This is a genomic window from Variovorax sp. YR266 (assembly GCF_900107295.1).
Classification (GTDB): domain Bacteria; phylum Pseudomonadota; class Gammaproteobacteria; order Burkholderiales; family Burkholderiaceae_C; genus Variovorax.
The window spans coordinates 305,488-322,022 of record NZ_FNPM01000005.1 but is presented as its reverse complement, the minus strand read 5'-3'; the positions used below and the strand labels follow the sequence as shown (position 1 = coordinate 322,022).

The following is a 16,535-nucleotide window of genomic DNA, read 5'->3' as shown; positions in this document are numbered from 1 at the left end:
GGAAAAACCCGCTTGTGCGGGCGACGGGGTGTAGCGAACATGGACGTCTCCTGTGTTGTATGTCTTGAAAGAATACGAATGGACGTTCCGGGGCGCGGTCGTTGCGACGACACATGACGCGCGAATTGCTACAGGTAATCCCTGATTCACCCAGCGAGTCTTTTTCTTCTTCCTCCGCTGCGCAGGTGCTGGAAGAGACGGTGCGGCGTTCCAAATGGGCGTCGGCCCTGTCGCCGGCTGACCTCGAACATGTGCTCGGCAGCATGCAGGAACGGCAGTTCGCGCGCGGCGGCTGCATTGCGCGCGCCGGCGAGCCGGTCGAGCACTGGATGGCGCTGATCGACGGCTTCGCAAAGATGTCGGTCGCATCCGAAGACGGACGGGTCTCGACGCTCACGGGCGTGTCGGCCGGCGTGTGGTTCGGCGAAGGCTCGTTGTTCAAGCACGAGGCGCGCCGCTACGACGTGTTCGCGCTGCGGCCCACGCGCGTGGCGCTGATGCCCCGGCGCACCTTCGAATGGCTGCGCGGCACCAGCGTGCCGTTCAACCACTATCTGCAGGAACTGCTCAACGCGCGGCTCAGCCTCTTCATCGGCGCGCTGGAGCATGAGCGCCTGCTCGACACCGACGCGCGGGTCGCGAACTGCCTGGCGAGCCTGTTCAATCCTGATCTGTATCCCGATGCGCCGCGCTTCCTGGAGGTGGGGCAGACGGAGATCGGACTGCTCGCGAACGTGTCGAGGCAGCGCGTGAATGTTGCGCTGCAGCGCTTTCAGGCGCTGGGACTCATCCGCCTCGAAAAGCGCGGGCTGACGGTGCTCGATCTTGGCGGCTTGCGCGGCTACAAGGCAGAAGGCGTCTTGCCGCTGCGCCCGTCAGGTGCTGCGTAGCTGGCGCGTGCCGACTGGCGTGTCGGGGCCGGTGCGCACATTGCGTTCGATGAACTCGCGCGCAATGGCTTCCACGTTGGCCGGCGCCGGCGCGTTGAAGGACATGCGGTACTTCAGCAGCTTGCCGTTGCGCACCGCGAGGTATGTGAACGAGTCGTAGGCCTTGGCGTCCTTTGCATGCACGAGGCGGAACGAGACCGTGCGGAAGGTCAGCCCTTCGATGCGCACGTCGCGTGTGGGGCCGATCCTGGCGCTTGCGTACATGCCCTGGGCGGTGGCGCGCTGCACCTCGGCGATGGTGCTCTTGAAGTGCTCGTCGAATTGCGGGTCGTCCACGCCTGGTTGCCAGGCGCGCTTCATGTCGTACACGTAGACATCGATCCAGCCGACGCTGCTCTCGAAGCGGTGACTGTTGCCGAGGCCCGCATTCAGTGCCTCGTAAGACTTGGAGTTGATGTAGCGCCACTGCACGCCCGTGGGCGGGGCCGGTGCCGACTCGGCGGCGGGCGGCGTTGCTGCCGTTGTTCCTGCGGCCGGCGCCGTGTTCGGTGCGCTCGCGCAGGCGCAGAGCAGGGCGCAGAGAAGCAGGGCGAACAGCAGTTTCATGGGCTGGTCCTGGAGTCGAGGGGAAAGAACGGGCAGGTCAGTCGAGGCGGATCTCGAAGTAGGCCTCGTCGGCTTCGCCGAGTGCGCGAAAGCCGGCAGTCTTGGCGGTTTCGTAGGCCTTGGCCCAGGTGGCGGCCAGCGCAAGTTCGTCCTTGCTGAGTTCGTCGGCGCTGGACTCGCTGGCGTTCTCGAATGCCTTCAGCGCGGCTTCGACGCTCTCGCCCAGCAGCTTGTCGAGTTCGCGGCGGAAGCGCGACTCCGCAGTGGCGATGACGTCGGCCGGGGCGTCGGGGAAATCGACCAGTTTCACGGTGTAGCTCATGGGCCGGATGCTACGTGATCGCAAAGGCCGTATGGAGGCACCTTTGCCACAGCGCCCCGACCGTTTCGACACGGTCTTGCTGGTGCCGGGAGCAGTACGGCAGGTGCCTGAAGGAAGACACGCAGGAATTCGCGGGAGCTGTTGGAGCGGGTGAAGGGAATCGAACCCTCGTATGAAGCTTGGGAAGCTGCCGTTCTACCATTGAACTACACCCGCATCTGGCAAGTCGCCGACTGCATGCCTGCGAGCGACGACAGGCGGGAGTATAGATGCATGTCCTTCGACCCAGGAGCCTCAACCGAGCATGAAACTCAAGCCCACTCACCTCGCCCTTCATTTGTTCTTCGCCGCGGCAGCAAGCTCGGCCGCAGCCGGAACAATCGCATGCGTGCCAGCTCACAACAGCGCAGGGCCGGCGCCCTGGATCCGCAGGATCTCGATCGACGAGCACTCTCGCACCGTCAACATGGACATCGTGCGCCAGAGGACCAAAGACACGGAGACCATGGGCAAGATGCGGGCCGAGTTGCTGAGCATGGACGAGACCCAGGGCGGCGAGCCGGTCTACGTCTTCAATGCCATTCCTGCCGCGGGCGATGAAGTCACGAACCTTTTCAAGCTGTTCAAGGCGGGGGAGTGGCGTCTGATAAGTGCCGGGGTGACGTTCGTGGGCAAGGTGCCGGTGCTGCGGGCGGTCGATCCGGGCACGGTCTTCAATTGCAAGCGGTCGGATATGGGGTAGTCCGGCAGCAGCCGACGGCGCTCAGAAATTTTTTTCGCGCACTGCCTCTTTCGCAGGCATCGCGTCGCAGGCCACGCCAGGCAAGGCTTTCGAGCGATGCGCACACAGTTTTCCACAACGTTGTCCCCGTCAAGAAGGAACAACGTGTCATGGCCGTGTGGTATGGGCAAGTCAAGGGAAAAATGGGTAGCCCGAGGGTAGGCGCGCGCCGACAGACTTGAAGGCGGGCGCGGAGGAACATGACTCCACCGCACCCTTGCGGAAAGGAGCGTGAAATGACGTTCGACTTCTTGTTTCGCCCGAATCACACCGCGTACCTCCGGCGCGCGGCGGCACTTCTTGAAGAGGCGCAAATGGCGCGCATCGAGCATCAGGCGGCGGCAGAGCATCACAGCGCCCTGGCCCGGATGTATGCCGAACGGGTCAGGCGCCTCGAGAACGAGCTCTATCGCCAGCCGCAGGCGGTGGCGCATGGGCTGGTGGCGGAAGGCACCGCGGAAGACCGGCCGCAGCTGTATTCGCTGGACGGAACCCGCAAGCCGGGGCTGACCTCGGCGAACTGAAAGCAGCGGGGGGCCGGGCGTGGGTTCGGTCTGTGCGGCGTCGCGCCAAAAAAATACCCGCCGAAGCGGGTCCGAGTGACCCTTGTGGGCCGGCTCTAAGCACTGACAGAGAGCTCTTCTTTTATGCGGCCCTGTTGCGTGACAGCATCGGTATGGTCTGTGGTCGCCCCGGACGCCGGTGTCAGCCGGAAACAGGCAGTCGCCGTAGGACACTTATTAAAACGTGAACTATTTGGCAGTTTTGTGCGGTTGGCAGACCGCTGGCGCTCACCTGATCAGACCCATCGATCTGAAGTGTCGGTCCTGTCCGACAAGGCGCCGGGGCATGAGGCCCTAGATTTTGCGGACTCGCTTCGAAGTGCGAGTTCTCTGTGCGTGACAGCACTCAAGAGGTTCAACCCAGCCCTGTGCTGGGTTTTTTTTTGCGGCGCCGGCAACCCGCACATCTATCTATCCAGCCATCCCTCAGCGCAGGAACACGTGCTGCATGAACTGCCTGATCGGGTACTGGATCACCGCCTGCACCTTCGCCGGCAGCTCCAGCGGCCGCATCAGCATCTTGAGCGTGTTGCCGGGGCTCAGGTTCGTGCGGATGGTGCTGTTCATGTCCGCGCTCAGCCGCTCCACGTAGGCCGTGTCGCTGGCGCGGCCGGGCGAGCGCGCCTTCACCACGTGGCGGATCGCGCAGTCGGCGTCCTCGCTCTTGAGTTCGAGCGTGCGGCGGCCGATGGTGCCCATCACGCGGAAGCGGCTCAGCTTTTCCTGCTCGCGATAGCGGCGGAAGAAGCGGTAGAAGTGCTTGTAGTGGTTGACCTCGTCGGTCGCGATGCGGGTGGCCAGGTCTTGCAGCACGGGCTCGTTGGTGCTGCGGGCCATGGCGCGGTAGTAGGTGGCGGTGCCGGTCTCGACCACGCAGCGGGCGGTCATTTCGAGGGCGCGGGTCGGCGCCAGCAGCTCTACCTTGCAGTAGGTCGCGTATTCCTCAAGGAAGCCCTGGTAGGCGGTGTCCCATTCGAACTCAGGCCACACGTGGCGAACGTAGGCGCGCAGGGCCTTGCCGTGCTGCAATTCTTCCTGCTCCCAGTGGTTCGACAGCCAGTCGGTGACTTCGTCGTCGCCCCGGAAGAAGTCGACCAGGTTCTGTGTGTAGAGGTCGGAGCCGCTCTCTATGAAGGAGGCGGACGTCACCAGGTAGAAGAGATTCTCGTCCGGGCGTACCTTGTCGAGCGCGATGCGCGAGAAATCCAGGTCTTCGATCTGCCAGTGTTGTTCCGCCTCTTGGCTTGCCATGCGAACTCCTTGATCTTTTTGTCCGTACAAGTACGGATGGCGCAGACCGTATTTGGTTCTCGTTTTTTGCGCCAAGTCACATATTAGCCGCGGAGTCCGGATCGTGCAGTTTTCCCGGTGCGGCCCGATCCGGGCGCGGGCGCCATGGCCAAACCTATAATCGTTTGTTCAAGCAAATCAAGCAGTTAGGCCGGTTCGCCGCAGTGGGTTCGACAAGAGGGTCGCCATCGCCGCGCCGCCCTCGACAGAAGACGAATCCAAAGATGAGCCAGCCCACATTCACGGTCGCGGACATCCGCAAGACCTTTCTCGATTTCTTCGCCTCCAAGGGCCACACCGTCGTGGCCTCGAGCTCGCTGGTGCCGGGCAACGACCCGACGCTCATGTTCACCAACTCGGGCATGGTCCAGTTCAAGGACGTGTTCCTCGGCGAAGACAAGCGCAACTACGTGCGTGCAGCCTCGGTCCAGGCCTGCCTGCGCGCTGGCGGCAAGCACAACGACCTCGAGAACGTGGGCTACACCGCGCGCCACCACACCTTCTTCGAGATGCTGGGCAACTGGAGCTTCGGCGACTACTTCAAGCGCGAATCGCTCACCTGGGCCTTCGAGCTGCTGACCAAGGTCTACAAGCTGCCGGCCGAGAAGCTCTGGGCCACGGTCTACATCGAGGACGACGAGGCCTACGACATCTGGACCAAGGAAATCGGCCTGCCGCCAGAACGCGTCGTGCGCATCGGCGACAACAAGGGCGGACGCTACATGTCCGACAACTTCTGGATGATGGCCGACACGGGCCCCTGCGGCCCGTGCTCCGAAATCTTCTATGACCACGGCCCCGAGATTCCCGGCGGCCCGCCCGGCAGCCCCGACGAAGACGGCGACCGCTACATCGAGATCTGGAACAACGTGTTCATGCAGTTCGACATGCAGCCCGACGGCTCGGTCAAGAAACTGCCCGCACCCTGCGTCGACACCGGCATGGGCCTGGAGCGCCTGGCCGCGATCCTGCAGCACGTGCACAGCAACTACGAAATCGACATCTTCGACGCGCTCATCAAGGCCGCTGGCCGCGAAACCGGCACGCAAGACCTGGCCAACAACTCGCTCAAGGTGATCGCCGACCACATCCGCGCCACCTCGTTCCTGGTGGCCGATGGCGTGATCCCGTCGAACGAAGGCCGCGGCTATGTGCAGCGCCGCATCATCCGTCGCGCCATTCGCCACGGCTACAAGCTGGGCCAGAAGAAGCCCTTTTTCCACAAGCTCGTGCCCGACCTCGTGAAGCTCATGGGCGACGCATATCCCAAGCTCGTGGCCGACGAAAAGCGCATCATCGACACGCTGAAGGCTGAGGAAGAACGCTTCTTCGAAACGCTGGCCAACGGCATGGAAATCCTCGATGCGGCACTGGCCGGCGACGCCAAGGTGCTGCCGGGCGAAGTGGCCTTCAAGCTGCATGACACCTACGGCTTTCCGCTCGACCTGTCGGCCGACGTATGCCGCGAGCGCGGCGTGAGCGTCGACGAGGCGGGCTTCAACGCCGCCATGGAAAAGCAGAAGGCCGCGGGCCGTGCTGCCGGCAAGTTCAAGATGGACCGCAACGTCGAATACGCCGGCGCGGGCAACACCTTCACCGGCTACGACCACCTGGAGGAAAGCGCCAAGGTCGTCGCGCTGTACTTCGAAGGCGCGGCTGTTCAAGAGCTGAAGGAGGGCCAGAGCGGCATCGTCGTGCTCGACACCACGCCTTTCTATTCGGAGAGCGGCGGCCAGGTCGGCGACCAGGGTGTGCTTATCGCCGAAGGCGTGCAGTTCGGCGTGGAAGACACACAGAAGATCAAGGCCGACGTGTTCGGCCATCACGGCACGCAGACCCAGGGCACGCTGAAGGTCGGCGACGCGGTCAAGGCCGCGGTCGACACCGCCCGCCGCGCCGCCACCATGCGCAACCACTCGGTCACCCACCTGATGCACAAGGCCCTGCGCGAAGTGCTGGGCGATCACGTGCAGCAGAAGGGCTCGCTGGTCGATGCCGACAAGACGCGCTTCGACTTCGCGCACAACGCACCCGTCACGCACGCGCAGATCCTCGAGATCGAGAAGCGCGTCAACGCCGAGATCCTCGCCAACTCCGAGACGCACGCCCGCGTGATGGACATGGAGTCGGCCCAGAAGACCGGCGCGATGATGCTGTTCGGCGAGAAGTACGGCGAGACCGTGCGCGTGCTCGACATCGGCACCAGCCGCGAACTGTGCGGCGGCACCCACGTGGGCCGCACGGGCGACATCGGCCTCTTCAAGATCGTCAGCGAAGGCGGCGTGGCCGCTGGTGTGCGCCGTATCGAAGCCGTCACGGGCGCCAATGCGCTGTCGTACCTGCAGGACCTCGAATCGACCGTGCACAGCGTGGCCGCCACGCTCAAGTCGCCAGCGGCCGAGCTGCAGGGCCGGCTTACGCAGGTGCTGGAACAGGTGAGGGCGCTCGAGCGCGAAGTGGGTGCGCTCAAGGGCAAGCTCGCATCGTCCAAGGGCGACGAACTCGTGTCGCAGGCTGTGGACGTCAAGGGCATCAAGGTGCTGGCCGCCAAGCTCGACGGCGCCGACGCCAAGACGCTGCGCGACACCATGGACAAGCTGAAGGACAAGCTCAAGACCGCCGCCATCGTGCTGGCCGCAGTCGACGGCGACAAGGTGCAGATCGCAGCCGGCGTCACGGCCGACAGCGTGGGCAAGGTCAAGGCCGGCGAGCTGGTCAACTTCGTGGCCCAGCAGGTCGGTGGCAAGGGCGGCGGCAAGGCCGACATGGCCATGGCCGGCGGCACCAATGCGGCGGGCCTTCCGGCCGCGCTGCAATCGGTGCAGGCCTGGGTCGCGGAACGCGCCTGACAGACACGCATCAGGAACAAGCACTTCATGCCCGACGCTACCCCCGGTGAAGTGCTTGTGATGGGGGCGGGCACCATCGGGTGCTTCATAGGCGGCAGCCTCGCGGCGGCCGGAGTGCCCGTTACTTTCGTCGGCCGTCCGCGCGTGCTCGAAAAGCTCGCCAAGCACGGCCTGACGCTCACCGACATGGACGGCGCAACGCGCAAGCTGTCCGCTGAAAAGCTGCGCTTGTGCGAGCAGGTCCCCGTGGGTGCAAGGCCTTCGCTGGTGCTCCTGTGCGTGAAGAGTGGCGCCACGGCTGCGGCGGCGGGCGAGCTGGCTTTCGCGCTGCCTGCGGGCACCACGGTGGTCTCGCTGCAGAACGGTATTTCCAATTGCGCGGCTGCATCGCAGACCGGCCCTTCGCTCAATGTGCGCGCCGGCATGGTGCCCTACAACGTGGCCGAGATCGGCCCTGGCGCCTTCCATCGCGGCACCCCCGGCCGGCTGGCCGCGGAAGACGACGCGGCGCTACGCCCGTGGCTGCCCGTGTTCGAGCGCGCCGGCGTGCCGCTCGACCTGCATGCCGACCTGCTGCCCGTGCAGTGGGGCAAGCTGATGCTCAACCTCAACAACCCCGTCAACGCGCTCTCGGGCCTGCCCCTGCGCGAAGAGCTGATGCTGCGCGGCTACCGCCGCTGCTTCGCGTCGCTGATCGAGGAAGCGCTGGGCATTCTCAACGTCGCGGGCATTGCGCCGGCGCAGGTGGCTGCCGTTCCGGCGCATCGGCTGGTCAGCCTGCTGCGCCTGCCCGACTGGCTGTTCCGCATCATCGCGGGACGCATGCTGCGCATCGATGCCAAGGCGCGTTCCAGCATGGCCGACGACCTCGCGCTCGGCCGCCGCACCGAGATCGATTCGCTCAGCGGCGAGGTCGTGCGCCTCGCGCAGGAGCACGGCCTGAGCGCACCGCGCAACGCGCGCATGGTCGCGCTGCTCGATGCCTGGCCGCACCAGCCCAAGCGCTGGACGGCACGGCAATTGCAGGATGCTCTCGGCCTGTAGCGCTTAGCCTGTACCCTCGGCTGCGTTGCAGCAGCTTTCAAAGGGTTGTTCTCATGCAGGTCTTGATTCTCGGCAGCGGTGTCATCGGCACCTCGGTGGCGTATTACCTGGCGCGCGCCGGGCACGAGGTGACGGTGCTGGAGCGCCAGCCGGCGCCCGCGCTCGAAACCAGCTTCGGCAACGCGGGTGAGGTTTCGCCCGGCTACTCGGCGCCGTGGGCCGGGCCCGGCGTGCCGGTCAAGGCCATCAAGTGGATGCTCATGCAGCACAGCCCGTTGGTCATCAAGCCCATGCTCGATCCGGCCATGTGGCGCTGGGGCCTGTCGATGCTGCGCAACTGCACGCAGGCGCGCTACGAGATCAACAAGGGCCGCATGGTGCGGCTGGCCGAATACAGCCGCGACTGCCTGAAGGCACTGCGCGCCGACACCGGCATCGCCTACGACGAGCGCATGCAGGGCACGCTGCAACTCTTTCGCACGCAGCAGCAGCTTGACGGCACCTCGAAGGATGTCGAAGTGCTCAAGGCTTCCGGCGTGCCGTACCAGGTGCTCGACCGCGAAGGCTGCGTGCAGTACGAGCCCGCGCTCGCGGCCGTGAAAGACAAATTCGTCGGTGGCCTGCGCCTGCCCGGTGACGAGACTGGCGACTGCTTCAAGTTCACGCAGGCGCTGGCCAAGCTGGCGGAAGCCGAGGGCGTCAAGTTCAGGTTCGGCATCAACATCCAGGCCATCGAACACGATGCAGCCCAGGGCGTGACGGCTGTGCGCACTGATGCCGGCAGCTTCACCGCCGACCGCTACGTGGTCGCGCTCGGCAGCTATTCGCCCGCGCTGGTCAAGCCGCTGGGCATTCGGCTGCCGGTGTATCCGGTCAAGGGCTTCTCGATCACCGTGCCCATCACCGACGCTGGCGGCGCACCCGAATCGACCGTGATGGACGAGACCTTCAAGGTGGCGGTCACGCGTCTCGGCGATCGCATCCGCGTGGGTGGCACCGCCCAGCTCTCGGGCTTCGACCTGCAGCTCAACGAGCGCCGTCGCGACACGCTCGAACACGTCGTGACCGACCTGTTCCCCAAGGGCGGCGACGTGCGCGACGCCTCCTTCTGGACCGGCCTGCGCCCGATGACGCCCGACGGCACGCCCGTGATCGGCGCCACCCGCATTCCCAACCTGATGCTCAGCACCGGCCACGGCACCCTCGGCTGGACCATGGCGGCAGGCACCGGCCGCGTGATGGCCGACCTGATTGCGGGCAAGGCGCCCGAGATCGACATGGAAGGCCTCACCGTGGCGCGCTACGGCGGCTGAAGAGCCCGACGCTCCCACCCCTGCAGGGCGGCCCGAAAAGGCCGCCCTGTTTTCGTTGAGTCACAAAAATCAGGGTTTCTACTTAGTCACGAAGTTGTCTTCCTCGGTATTCTCACGGCGTTCCATTAATAAATCGTTGTTTCTTTAGTGAAACAAAACCACGATCACACGGACCCGATGAAACAGACACGCCGCCATGCCATCGCCGCTGCCATTTCCCTGGCCGCCGCTTGCGCCACCGGACTCGCCTGGGCAGACAGCTACCCGAGCAAGCCGATCACGTTGGTCGTTGCCTATCCGGCCGGTGGCGACACCGACGCGCTGGCGCGGCTCTTCGCCGAAAAGCTCTCGACGCGCGTCGGCCAGCCCGTGGTGGTCGACAACCGCCCCGGCGCCAGCGGCATCATCGGCAGCGCCTACGTGTCGAAGGCCGCGCCCGACGGCTACACGCTGCTGCTCGCGCCCAGCACCTTCTCCATCGCGCAGCTGGTGCTGAAGACGAATGGCTCGTCGGGCTACGACGTGTTGAACGGCTTCACGCCCATCGTGCAGACGGGCAGCCAGCCGCTGTTCCTCGTGGCCAGCGGCGGCAGCGGCTTCGCCGGGCTGAAGGACGCCGTGACCGCAGCAAAGGGCGGCAAGTCGCTGAGCTATGCGAGCCCGGGCAGCGGCTCGCCGATGCACATCCTCGGCGAGATGTTCGCCCGCGCCTCGGGCACTAGCCTCGCGCACGTGCCGTACAAGGGCGTGGCGCCCGCCGTCAACGACGTGCTCGGCGGCCACGTGCCCGTCACCTTCATCACGCTCGGCCCGGTGTCGCCGTACTTCGCCAACGGCAAGCTGCGCCCGCTGGCCGTGGCCTCGGCCCAGCGCTCGCCGCTTGCGCCCAACGTGCCGACGCTGGCGGAGCAGGGCTACAAGGACGTCGAAGTGACGGCCTGGAACGGCCTCTGGGGCCCGCGCAACCTGCCGCCCGAAATCGTGAAGACGCTCAACGGCCACTTCAACGAAATCCTGAAGATGCCCGAGATCGTCGCGCGCATGGCGGTGCTCGGCACCACGCCCGTGGGCGGCGACGCCGACGTGCTCGGCAAGACCAACGCCGCCGACTACACGCGCTTCGGCAAGGTCATCAAGGAGCTCGGCATCCAGGCCGACTGAACCGACTGAAGCCCGCATCCCCATGACCGAACTCAAAGCCATTCCCGATCCATCGAGCCTGCAGGCACTGCTGGCCGAACTGCCGGCCAACCTGCTGGCCGGCCGCCGCGTCCTCGTGACCGGTGGCGCGCGCGGCCTGGGCCTTGCCTTCGCGCAGTGCATTGCCGCGGCAGGTGCGAGCGTGGTGCTGGCAGACATCCTGGGCGAACTGGCCGAGACCGAGGCGAAGGCGCTGCGCGAAGCGGGCCACACAGCCCACGCATTGCCGGTCGACCTGTCGAACCCCGGCTCCATCGTGGCCTGCGCCGACGAAGCCATCCGCCTGCTCGGCGGACTCGACGGCCTCGTCAACAACGCAGCCATTACCAATTCGGGCGGCCGCGACGCGCACCAGCTCGAAATCGACATGTGGGACCGCGTGATGAACGTCAACGTGCGCGGCAGCTGGCTCATGGGCCGCGCCTGCCGCAGCGCGCTGGCCGAAAGCGGCCGCGGCGCCATCGTCAACCTCGCGTCCGACACGGCGCTGTGGGGCGCGCCCAACCTGCTGGCCTACGCATCGAGCAAGGGCGCCGTCATTTCCATGACGCGCTCGCTGGCGCGCGAGTGGGGCGGCGACAACATCACCGTCAACGCCGTCGCGCCCGGCCTCACGCTGGTCGAGGCCACCGAATACGTGCCGATGGCGCGCCACCAGAAGTACCTCGAAGGCCGCGCCATTCCGCGCGAGCAGCAAGCCGCCGACGTGTGCGGCGCGACCCTGTTCCTGCTTTCCGGCCTCGCACGCTTCGTGACGGGCCAGTTGCTGGCCGTCAACGGCGGCTTCGCGATGCACTGATTTTTCCGACCAAGGAGTACACCCGATGAGCGATCTGTCCGAACAGCAGAAGATCAACGAAGCCGGCACCAACAGCCTGGCGCAGCCCGAAGGCAGCAGCCTCGCGGAGTGGATGAACACCCGCATCGCGCGCTACGAAACCCGCAAGTACGACTGGGACGCGCTGAAGTTCCAGTCCGACTTCGACCCCAAGTTCCGCCGTGCGCAGATGCGCTACGTGGGCACCGGTGGCACCGGCGTCGCTAAGGACGTCAACACAGTGCCCGCCGAGCACTTCACCTTCTCGACCATGGTCATCCCGGCCGGCCACGAAGGCCCGCCGCACCTGCACACCGACGTGGAAGAAGTGTTCTTCCTGATTCGCGGCAAGCTCAAGGTGGTGATCGAGAAAGACGGCGAGCGCTTCGAAACCATCATGACCGACCGCGACCTGATCTCGGTGCCACCCGGCGTGTACCGCGAAGAGATCAACATCGGCGACGAAGACGCGCTGATGTGCGTGATGCTCGGCGCGAAGAAGCCCGTGACGCCGACGTATCCGGCCGATCACCCGCTCGCCAAGATCAAGCGCTGAGCGAACAATCCATGAACGACGCCATCGCCACCGACGCGCTGACGCTGCCGGCCTCCGAGCTGGCGCGGCTCGACGCACGCTTTCCGGCCCGCAATGTCGCGGTCGCCGGTGGGGCCGTGGTGTCGGTGCGCGAATGCGGCCAGGGCCCGGCCATCGTGTGCCTGCACGGCATCGGCTCGGGTGCGGCGTCGTGGATCGACACCGCCGCGCTGCTCGCGTCGCAGGCCCGCGTGATTGCATGGGACGCTCCGGGCTACGGTGAATCGACGCCGCTCGAAGCCGCCGCGCCGACCGCAGCCGACTACGCGGCACGCCTGAGCGCGCTGCTCGATGCACTCGGCATCGAGTCGTGCGTGCTGGTTGGCCATTCGCTCGGCGCGATCACCGCTGCGTCGGCCGCACGCACCGATTCGCGCATCCGCCGCCTCGTGCTCGTCAGCCCGGCGATCGGCTACGGCGCCCCGTCCCGCGCGGAGGCTCGTGCCAAGGTGCGCACAGAGCGTCTCGCCACGCTCGACGAACTCGGCATCGCCGGCATGGCCGCGAAGCGCGCGGGCCGGCTTGTCTCCGACAAGGCCAGCGGCCACGCCCGCCAATGGGTGCGCTGGAACATGGCCCGGCTGAACGACCGCGGCTATCGCCAGGCCGTCGAGCTGCTGTGCAACGCCGACCTGCTGGCCGACCTGCCGCCGCCCATGCCCGTACGCGTGGCCTGCGGCGCGCTCGACGTGGTCACGCCTCCGGCCGCCTGCGAAGAAGTCGCGCGCCAGTGCGGCGTGTCGCTTGAATTGGTGGACGATGCGGGCCACGCCGGCTATGTGGAACAACCGCAGGCCGTCGCCGCACTGCTGCGCGAATCGCTCGCCGGCTGACCGCAACACAAACACAAGACATCCAAGGAAGGAAAAAGAGGCATGGCCAACAACGACAACGAGACGATGGAAGAGGGCGCCGACCGCTACAACGTGCCCGCGCTGGAGCGCGGCCTGCGCGTGTTGTGCGAGTTCAGCCGCGAAAGCCGCACGCTCTCCGCCCCCGAACTGGCTCGCCGCTTCGACCTGCCGCGCTCCACCGTTTTCCGCCTGCTCACCACGCTTGAGAACATGGGTTTCCTCGAGCGCGCCGAGGGTGGGCGCGACTACCGCCTGGGCCTGGCCGTGCTGCGCCTGGGCTTCGAATACCTCGCCTCGCTGGAACTCACGCAGCTCGGCACACCACTGCTCAACCGCCTGTGCGACGAACTGCGCACGCCCTGCAACCTGGTGGTGCGCGATGGCCGCTCCATCGTCTACGTTGCCAAGGTCGCACCGCCCACGCCCTTTGCCAGCTCGGTCACCGTCGGCACGCGTCTGCCGGCCCATGCCACCGTGCTCGGCCGCATCCTGCTCGAAGACCTCACGCTGCCGCAGCTGCGCGCGCTCTACCCCGAGGACAAGCTCGAAACCTTCTCGCCGAGCACGCCCAAGACCGTGAACGAACTCTTCGACATGGTGCAGGCCGACCGCCAGCGCGGCTATGTGCTGGGCGAGGGCTTCTTCGAGTCGAACATCTCCAGCATCGCTGCGCCGGTGCGTGACCACAGCGGCCACATCGTGGCGGCGCTGGGCGCCACCATCACCTCGGACCACATCGAAGAAAGCCGCATGGACGAGATGGTGCTGCGCGTGCGCGGCACGGCCGACGAGATCTCGGGCTTGCTGAATTACTCCCCAGCGCGCGCCGCCAAGGTGGTGCCGCTTCGCAGCGCATGACGGTCATGGCACAGCAGGCTTCCTCCTTCTTTGCAGCCAAGGCGCTGGCCGGCCGCGTGGCCGTGGTCACGGGCGGTTCGTCGGGCATCGGCCTGGCCACCGTCGAGCTGCTGCTCGGCTGCGGCGCATCCGTCGCGCTGTGCGGCCGCAATGCAGAGCGGCTCGACGACGCCGTGACCGATCTGCACGCGCGGTACCCGAACGCCAAGCTCTTCGCCCAGCCATGCGACGTGCTCGACGGTGCCTCGGTCCGCTCCTTCGCCGCCGCCAGCGAAGCCGCGCTCGGCCCGGCATCGATGCTGGTCAACAACGCAGGGCAGGGCCGCGTCTCCACCTTCGCCGACACCGACGATGCAGCCTGGACTGAAGAGCTCAACCTGAAGTTCTTCTCCGTCATCAACCCCACGCGCGCCTTCCTGCCGCAACTCGCGGCGCAGCGCGCGGTGCTGGGCGATGCTTCCATCGTCTGCGCCAACTCGCTGCTGGCGCGCCAGCCCGAACCGCACATGGTTGCCACCTCGGCCGCGCGCGCCGGCCTGCTGAACCTCGTGCGCTCCATGGCCACCGAATTCGCTCCGCAGGGCGTGCGCGTCAACGGCATCCTGATCGGCCTGGTCGAGTCGGGCCAATGGCGTCGCCGCTTCGAGGCGCGCGAAGACAAGTCGCAAGACTGGGCAGCCTGGAGCGGCCAGCTCGCGAAGAACAAACACATCCCGCTGGGTCGCCTGGGGCTTCCGACCGAAGCCGCGCGCGCGATTCTTTTTCTTGCTTCCCCGCTCGCGTCGTACACGACGGGCAGCCATATCGACATTTCCGGAGGCCTCTCGCGCCATGCATAACCCCACGAACAACAACACGGTCACCGTCGGCGCAGTCGTCGCCGCCTTTCTCGAACAGTGCGGCGTCAAGGCGGCCTTCGGCGTGATCTCTATCCACAACATGCCGATCCTCGACGCCTTTGCGCAGCGCGGTGCGATCCGCTTCGTGCCGGCGCGCGGCGAGGCCGGAGCCGGAAACATGGCCGATGCGTATGCGCGCTCCACGGCCAGCCTCGGCGTGTGCCTCACCAGCACCGGCCCGGCCGCCGGCAACATCGCGGGCAGCATGGTCGAGGCACTGACCGCCGGCGCGCCGCTGTTGCACATCACGGGGCAGATCGAGACGCCGTACCTCGACAAGGGCATGTCGTACATCCACGAGGCGCCCGACCAGCTCACCATGCTCAAGGCCGTGTCGAAGGCGGCCCTGCGCGTGCGCAGCGTCGAGACGGTGCTCGGCACGCTCAAGCGCGCGGTGCAGCTTGCGATGACGGCGCCGACCGGCCCGGTGAGCGTGGAGATTCCGATCGACATCCAGTCCGCCCTGACGACCATGCCGGCCGACCTGTCGCCGCTGCCCATCGAGCGGCCGGTGCCTTCTGCTGCTTCGCTCGACGCACTGGCTGCGCGCCTTGCTGCAGCCAAGCGCCCGATGCTGTGGGTCGGTGGCGGCGCACGCCATGCCCGAGCCGCCATCCAACGCCTGCAGAAGCTCGGCTTCGGCGTTGTCACCACCACGCAGGGCCGTGGCACGGTGCCCGAAGACGATGCCGGCTCGCTCGGCTCGTACAACATCCACAAGCCGGTCGAGGCGCTGTACCAGCGCTGCGACGCGATGCTGGTTGTCGGCTCGCGCCTGCGCGGCAACGAAACGCTCAAGTACGAACTGAAGCTGCCGCGCCCGCTGCTGCGCATCGATGCCGATGCTGCCGCCGAAGGCCGTGGCTACGCCACCGACCTGTTCGTCTGCGGCGACTCCGCTCTGGCCCTCGAAGGCCTGGCCGACCGCCTCGAAGCCGCGACGTACAAGGCCGACCCCGAACTGCTCGCCGACCTGCGCGCCGCGCACGAGCAGGCCGTGGCCTCGCTCACCGACGGCCTCGGCCCATATGCCGAGCTTGTGAAGGCGCTGCAGTCCGCCGCCGGCCGCAACTTCAACTGGGTGCGCGACGTGACCGTGTCGAACAGCACCTGGGGCAACCGCGAACTGCGCATCTTCGAACCCAGCGCCGGCGTGCACGCCACGGGCGGCGGCATCGGGCAGGGCATGCCCATGGCCATTGGCGCTGCCATCGGCGCGGCCGAAACGGCCTCGGGCCGCAAGACCTTCTGCCTGGCCGGCGACGGCGGCTTCATCCTGAACCTGGGCGAGCTTGCGACCGCCGTGCAGGAGCAGGCCGACATGGTCATCGTGCTCATGAACGACAAGGGCTACGGCGTCATCAAGAACATCCAGGACGCGCAGTACGGCGGCCGCCGCTGCTATGCCGACCTGCACACGCCCGACTACGCGCTGCTGTGCAAGTCGCTGTCGCTGCCGCACGCCCGCGTGCAGCGCATGGACGAGTTGAAGGCGAAGCTTGGCGAGGCGCTGGCGAAGAAGGGCCCGTTCCTGCTGGAGATCGACATGCTCTCCATCGGCGATTTCAAGAGCGCCTTCGCAGGCCCGCCGACCAACACCGTCACGCAGATTCCGGCGCTCGGCAAGGCTGCCGCTTCGGTGGAGTGAAGGACG

Annotated in this window: 16 protein-coding genes and 1 tRNA gene; 13 read left to right on the top strand and 4 right to left on the bottom strand. The window is 66.5% G+C overall.

Annotated elements, in window-relative coordinates; translation table 11 throughout:
- Positions 1-113: 113 nt before the first annotated feature.
- A complete protein-coding gene (locus BLW48_RS15885) occupies positions 114-890 on the top strand; it encodes a Crp/Fnr family transcriptional regulator (RefSeq protein WP_093176095.1) in 777 nt (258 codons plus the stop codon).
- Here the strand turns inward: BLW48_RS15885 and BLW48_RS15880 are convergent.
- From BLW48_RS15880 to BLW48_RS15870, 3 genes are all read right to left on the bottom strand, one after another.
- Positions 876-1,496, bottom strand: a complete 621-nt coding sequence (locus BLW48_RS15880; protein WP_093055784.1) for a hypothetical protein — start codon at positions 1,494-1,496, stop codon at positions 876-878. The genes BLW48_RS15885 and BLW48_RS15880 overlap by 15 nt on opposite strands.
- Positions 1,497-1,533: 37 nt before the next feature.
- Complete coding sequence (locus BLW48_RS15875) at positions 1,534-1,818, bottom strand: hypothetical protein (protein WP_093055786.1); 285 nt, start codon at positions 1,816-1,818, stop codon at positions 1,534-1,536.
- Positions 1,819-1,960: 142 nt separating this feature from the next.
- Positions 1,961-2,034: transfer RNA gene (locus BLW48_RS15870), tRNA-Gly, on the bottom strand.
- Between the two features lie 88 nt (positions 2,035-2,122).
- On the opposite strand from BLW48_RS15870, the gene BLW48_RS15865 reads away from it, so the two are divergent.
- Together BLW48_RS15865 and BLW48_RS15860 are read left to right on the top strand one after the other, a co-directional pair.
- Positions 2,123-2,560 (top strand): hypothetical protein, encoded by a 438-nt coding sequence (locus BLW48_RS15865; protein WP_093176092.1) that lies wholly within the window; start codon positions 2,123-2,125, stop codon positions 2,558-2,560.
- 275 nt (positions 2,561-2,835) lie between these two features.
- Entirely contained in the window at positions 2,836-3,123 is a 288-nt protein-coding gene (locus BLW48_RS15860; RefSeq protein ID WP_093055798.1) for a hypothetical protein, read from the top strand.
- A gap of 465 nt (positions 3,124-3,588) precedes the next feature.
- Here the strand turns inward: BLW48_RS15860 and BLW48_RS15855 are convergent, their stop codons facing one another.
- Positions 3,589-4,413: a ferritin-like domain-containing protein gene (locus BLW48_RS15855; RefSeq protein ID WP_093073549.1), complete on the bottom strand. Its 825-nt coding sequence runs from the start codon at positions 4,411-4,413 to the stop codon at positions 3,589-3,591.
- Between the two features lie 263 nt (positions 4,414-4,676).
- On the opposite strand from BLW48_RS15855, the gene alaS reads away from it, so the two are divergent.
- From alaS to BLW48_RS15805, 10 genes are all read left to right on the top strand, one after another.
- Positions 4,677-7,301 carry an alanine--tRNA ligase gene (gene alaS, locus BLW48_RS15850; protein ID WP_093176089.1) on the top strand — a complete coding sequence of 875 codons (2,625 nt, stop codon included), beginning with the start codon at positions 4,677-4,679 and terminating at the stop codon, positions 7,299-7,301.
- A gap of 27 nt (positions 7,302-7,328) precedes the next feature.
- Positions 7,329-8,345 (top strand): 2-dehydropantoate 2-reductase, encoded by a 1,017-nt coding sequence (locus BLW48_RS15845; protein WP_093055804.1) that lies wholly within the window; start codon positions 7,329-7,331, stop codon positions 8,343-8,345.
- Between the two features lie 53 nt (positions 8,346-8,398).
- Entirely contained in the window at positions 8,399-9,658 is a 1,260-nt protein-coding gene (locus tag BLW48_RS15840; protein ID WP_093176087.1) for a D-amino acid dehydrogenase, read from the top strand.
- Positions 9,659-9,835: 177 nt separating this feature from the next.
- Entirely contained in the window at positions 9,836-10,819 is a 984-nt protein-coding gene (locus BLW48_RS15835; protein WP_093073557.1) for a Bug family tripartite tricarboxylate transporter substrate binding protein, read from the top strand.
- 22 nt (positions 10,820-10,841) lie between these two features.
- On the top strand, positions 10,842-11,657 hold the full coding sequence (locus BLW48_RS15830) for an SDR family oxidoreductase (RefSeq protein WP_093073559.1): 816 nt from the start codon (positions 10,842-10,844) through the stop codon (positions 11,655-11,657).
- Between the two features lie 25 nt (positions 11,658-11,682).
- Entirely contained in the window at positions 11,683-12,231 is a 549-nt protein-coding gene (locus BLW48_RS15825) for a cupin domain-containing protein (RefSeq protein ID WP_093073561.1), read from the top strand.
- Between the two features lie 11 nt (positions 12,232-12,242).
- A complete protein-coding gene (locus BLW48_RS15820) occupies positions 12,243-13,103 on the top strand; it encodes an alpha/beta fold hydrolase (RefSeq protein WP_093176084.1) in 861 nt (286 codons plus the stop codon).
- Positions 13,104-13,145: 42 nt separating this feature from the next.
- The gene (locus BLW48_RS15815) at positions 13,146-13,982 is read left to right on the top strand and encodes an IclR family transcriptional regulator (protein ID WP_093055816.1); all 837 of its coding nucleotides are present in this window, start codon (positions 13,146-13,148) and stop codon (positions 13,980-13,982) included.
- A gap of 5 nt (positions 13,983-13,987) precedes the next feature.
- Positions 13,988-14,821 carry an SDR family oxidoreductase gene (locus tag BLW48_RS15810; RefSeq protein WP_093176081.1) on the top strand — a complete coding sequence of 278 codons (834 nt, stop codon included), beginning with the start codon at positions 13,988-13,990 and terminating at the stop codon, positions 14,819-14,821.
- Positions 14,814-16,529 (top strand): thiamine pyrophosphate-binding protein, encoded by a 1,716-nt coding sequence (locus BLW48_RS15805; protein WP_093176079.1) that lies wholly within the window; start codon positions 14,814-14,816, stop codon positions 16,527-16,529. The genes BLW48_RS15810 and BLW48_RS15805 overlap by 8 nt, the downstream gene beginning before the upstream one ends.
- Positions 16,530-16,535 lie beyond the last annotated feature (6 nt).